This is a genomic window from uncultured Lactobacillus sp. (assembly GCF_902491705.1).
GTDB lineage: Bacteria > Bacillota > Bacilli > Lactobacillales > Lactobacillaceae > Lactobacillus.
Genome location: NZ_CABUIW010000094.1, coordinates 1 through 3,748, shown reverse-complemented (window position 1 = coordinate 3,748; position 3,748 = coordinate 1). Strand labels below are relative to the sequence as shown.

Annotated in this window: 3 protein-coding genes; 1 reads left to right on the top strand and 2 read right to left on the bottom strand. The window is 33.3% G+C overall.

The genetic code is table 11. The annotated features are described in order from the left end of the window. Positions 1-89: 89 nt before the first annotated feature. Positions 90-1,136, bottom strand: coding sequence for a restriction endonuclease subunit S (locus RDN22_RS11075; protein WP_308558131.1), 1,047 nt, complete (start codon positions 1,134-1,136; stop codon positions 90-92). A 309-nt stretch (positions 1,137-1,445) separates the two neighbouring features. Here RDN22_RS11075 and RDN22_RS11070 point away from each other — a divergent pair, with 309 nt between their 5' ends. Beyond that, the gene (locus RDN22_RS11070; RefSeq protein WP_308558130.1) at positions 1,446-2,294 is read left to right on the top strand and encodes a restriction endonuclease; all 849 of its coding nucleotides are present in this window, start codon (positions 1,446-1,448) and stop codon (positions 2,292-2,294) included. A gap of 396 nt (positions 2,295-2,690) precedes the next feature. On the opposite strand, the gene RDN22_RS11065 is transcribed toward RDN22_RS11070, so the two are convergent. Further along, entirely contained in the window at positions 2,691-3,479 is a 789-nt protein-coding gene (locus tag RDN22_RS11065) for an acetoin reductase (RefSeq protein WP_278548618.1), read from the bottom strand. Positions 3,480-3,748: the final 269 nt, after the last annotated feature.

Sequence of the window (3,748 nt, the reverse complement as noted above, 5' to 3'; positions counted from 1 at the left end):
AAGCATTTCATACAGAGAAGGATTTTCAAAAGTACACAAAATTATTGACACTCTCGTATTATTCGTTGGAGGATAGTTTTGTGCAATGCTTAGATGAAAAGTTTTTGGAGAAGGAACTTTCTTAGTTTTTTATACTCATTTTCTATAACTAATTGATTATCAATCGACTTTTCTAATAGAGCTAAGTATTTAGATAACTTAATTTGGACCTTTACGTTTTTAGGAATCTGAAAAGTAATTTCTTTCATAACATTATTCATTAACTTTGGGTTTCCAACATGGGAAACATATTTAAATGCTACTTGATTTAATAGACTAGCTGCTAATTTATTGGCGTATCCTTTATTAGATAATAAGACACCATTAACATTAGTACTATAGAATTTTCCTTCACGATATTTTACTGTACCCGCATTTGCACCATCTGTAGTCCATGTTATTGCATTTTCAAATAAATATTTCTCGTAATATCCCATTAAACCATCATTTTTTGTTTGCGATGAATATACTGGATATAAATATTTGTTACTTTTTTGGGGAGAAATTTTCCCTTTTGCTAAGACATTTCCTCTTGTAACAGTGTAAATATCCGCTACTTTAACTTTCATATTTTCATATTCTTTATCATCAACCATTAATTTATGATTAGAAATTTTTTGCAGCATTGCCTTTTTTAACTGCTTTAATTGCTCTAATTTTCGTTGCTGGAGAGAAAGTAGTTTGTCTAATACTGATAACAGTTGACCAATGTTCATAGATTCTTGTATTTTTTGTGGAAATTGAAATTTATAATTTGATACTAAGTTCCAGTCAGATCTAGGCATTTTTGAACCAGATGAAAGATTGCTAATTGAAAAAAATTTCTCTGTTTGAATTAAATAATATACGAATTTAGGGTAGATATTATCAGATCTTAAAATCCAAAAGTCACCAACAGCTATCCCATCAAAATTAGCAAAATACCAATTCTTTAAGTATGGTCGTAATTTTCCAAATAAAATGTCGTTTTTTTGGAAAACTACACCGTCTTTTTCTGTATGTAATTCTGAGATTCTATTTTTTAAGCTACCCATTCCTGAATTAATATTTTCATATTCTATATGAGGCAAGTCCGAATTATTATCATGTTTAGTTATTCTTGAGACACTATTTTTGAACTTACGCTGCTCCCATACATTGATTATTATAAATAAGCAAAAAATAATTGATTATTCCGTGAAATATTATCCTTCACAATAAACGAAAAGTTTAATTTTCAAAATTATTCAGCATATTTACTGTAAATCACCTACATCTCTAATACAAAAACAGGTTACCCAATTGTATAATTAAAATCAGAAATATACCTCATCTTAAAAAATTAATTTTATTGAATCGAAAGTGCAGGTCATGGGTTAATGAAGACGTTTAATGAACTAAATAGGCGAGAGCAGGAAGCATATTTAATGCTACCAATTCTTAGGGGATTGAAAAAATTAGGTGGGCAGGCCAGTACAAAGGAATTAAAAAACATTGTGGTAGCTAATGACAGTTACATTCCAGAAAATGTATTAGTTACTACAAGAAAATCACGTAAAGGTAATGAATATTTGCCGTTTAACTTTCCGTTTAATTTTGCAGTAGCAAACTTGGTCATGGCTAAACTTTTGGATCGACCACATTCTGGAGAAGTTTTGCTAACAGAAAAAGGTAGAACCTTTAATGGTAACCAGCAAGAACTGAATAAAAAGATTTATGATATTACCTTGCCGATGTGGAAAGCAAAATCCAAAGTCAAAAATATTCAGGAGAATGGAAAAGCAGAGGATGATATAGAACTGGCTGATGAACCTTGGCGAACCAAACTTCTAAAAGCGTTGAATAATCTTTCACCAGCAAAATTTGAACTATTTTGTCGTGCCTTAGTTAGAAAAATGAACGTTGATATTGATGAAAATATTGGGGTAAAGTTAAGTGGTGATGGTGGAATTGATGGCTATGGTTATATGACTACTGATGATTTTAGAACAACTCGTGTTGCAATTCAGGCAAAGAAGTGGAATTCTAATCACCTTGTTTCATCGCCAGAAATAGATAAGTTTCGTGGGGCAATGGATAAGTATCGCTCAGAATATGGTATTTTTATTACAACTTCATCGTTTACTAGAGATGCAATTAAAGCCTCAAGAACCGGAACAAGAATTATCACACTAATTGACGGTTCAAAACTAATTGATCTAGTGGCTAAATACCAATTGTATGTGAAACCGGTAGTTACGTATGAGCTAGATGACTTTTTTACTAATGATAATTAGATTAAGGTTTTATATATAGGATAGTGTGGATCAAGAGGTAAAATGTTCGATTCTCAACAAAGTAGACAAAGAGATTAAGGTTAATTAATAGATCAAATCATCTATGACAAGGTATTGTAAGAGTGATTTACATGTCATGGATGATTTTTATTTAACTTCAGTTCTTCTGTTTCTCGAAGAAAGTTTCTGATCAACTTTACTTGATGTAGAGTCCTTTTTTCTTTCTTATGCAAAGACGGCTTGATCACGGAACAATTCCGCAATCAAGTCGCCTAAAATAATTTTATCGATTATATATTTGAGGGGATACAGAGCCTCACTAACTTTTTCATGCTTATAGGAAAATGCTACATTATAATATTTAAAATTTTATATAGACGCATCCGTAAAACTTAATTAAATAAATTGAACCCCACCGTCGATTTGGACTGCTTGACCGGTCATGTAGTCGGACTTGGTTGAAGCAAGGTAAGATACAAAGTTAGCAACATCTGATGAGTGTTCGACACGACCAAGGGCGATTCCGTCGATAGCTGCCTTTAGGTATTGACCCTTTTCACCACCGTTTTCTTCCACCATCTTTTCGTCGATGAAGTCCCACATATCAGTACCAACGATACCAGGGCAATAGGCATTAACGGTGATGTTAAACTTAGCTAATTCTTTAGCAGCAACTTGAGTTAAACCACGGATAGCAAACTTAGTTGAAGAGTAGGCACCGAGTTGATCATAACTGATATGTCCAGCAATACTTGAAGCATTGATAATCTTACGAATTTTATCACCATCATCTTGCTTCTTAAATTGTTCGGCAGCTGCCTGAATACCAAAGAGAACACTGTCAACATTTGTTGCATAGATCTTATGGAAGTCTTCTGCAGATTCGTCAAGTAAGTTGCCAATTTGAGCAATCCCTGCATTATTAATGTAAGTATCAAGACGACCAAAATTATCAACGGCTGCCTTAACAAGCATTTCGTGAGTACTCTTCTTGGAAACATCACCTGGAGCAGAAACAACCTTAAATCCCTTATCAGCTAATTCCTTAGTAGTTTTATCGGTTTCGTCTTTATGGTAGCCATTAATAACCATTGCATAGCCATCCTTACCGAGCTGTTCAGCAATTCCTTTACCAATGCCACGACTACTACCAGTAATAACAGCGACTTTTTGTTCTTCAACCATACTAAGATCTCCTTTTATGATTAGCAAAGTTATCTATCAACATGTTTATTATTGCACGAAGTAGTGGAAAATGGGTAGAAAACGCTTTAATTTTAATTCTTTCCTTGTGTTAGTTGGAAGCTTTTCACGACTCCCTTTAAGATGATAATACCGAGTGAGGGTGTTCGTCGCCTAAATCATCTCTACATGAATCAACTTTAAAACAAAAGGGGCCGTGACATAAGTCCCTAATAATAAGCGGAGTTAGATGAAATCTTCGGATTTCATTT

Excerpts from the sequence above, each read along its gene's own strand:
- RDN22_RS11065 (WP_278548618.1), bottom strand. The coding sequence starts at position 3,479 with ATGGTTGAAGAACAAAAAGTCGCTGTTATTACTGGTAGTAGTCGTGGC.
- RDN22_RS11070 (WP_308558130.1), top strand. The coding sequence starts at position 1,446 with ATGCTACCAATTCTTAGGGGATTGAAAAAATTAGGTGGGCAGGCCAGT.